At 29.7% G+C, this 313-nt stretch carries 1 protein-coding gene; it reads left to right on the top strand.

Features of this window, described 5'->3' with window-relative positions; genetic code table 11:
* A partial coding sequence (locus QWI17_RS20125; RefSeq protein WP_302724319.1) for a LysR family transcriptional regulator occupies positions 1-313 on the top strand: 313 nt, incomplete at both ends.

Consider the following 313-nt stretch of genomic DNA (forward strand, 5'->3'; position numbering starts at 1 on the left):
TAAAATTGACCAAAGCTGGCGAAATTCTATTAAAATATACAGAAGAAATTTTTTCTGTTTATCAAAAAATGGAATTTGAAATTGGTCAATTGCAAGAAAAACAAAAAGGAACTTTGCGTTTGGGTGCGAGCACTACAATTGCGCAATATGTGTTAACTCCTATTTTAGCAGAATTTCGAAAAAGATTTCCTGAAATTCAGTTGAGTTTGGTGATTCAAAATTCGGAAAAAATTGAAGATTTATTAGCAGATCATAAAATTGATGTCGGTTTAATTGAAGCTCAAATCAAAAATAGAACGTTTCATTATTTTCC

The sequence above is a fragment of the Gilvimarinus gilvus genome (genome assembly GCF_030518155.1).
In the GTDB taxonomy this organism is placed as follows: domain Bacteria; phylum Pseudomonadota; class Gammaproteobacteria; order Pseudomonadales; family Cellvibrionaceae; genus Gilvimarinus; species Gilvimarinus gilvus.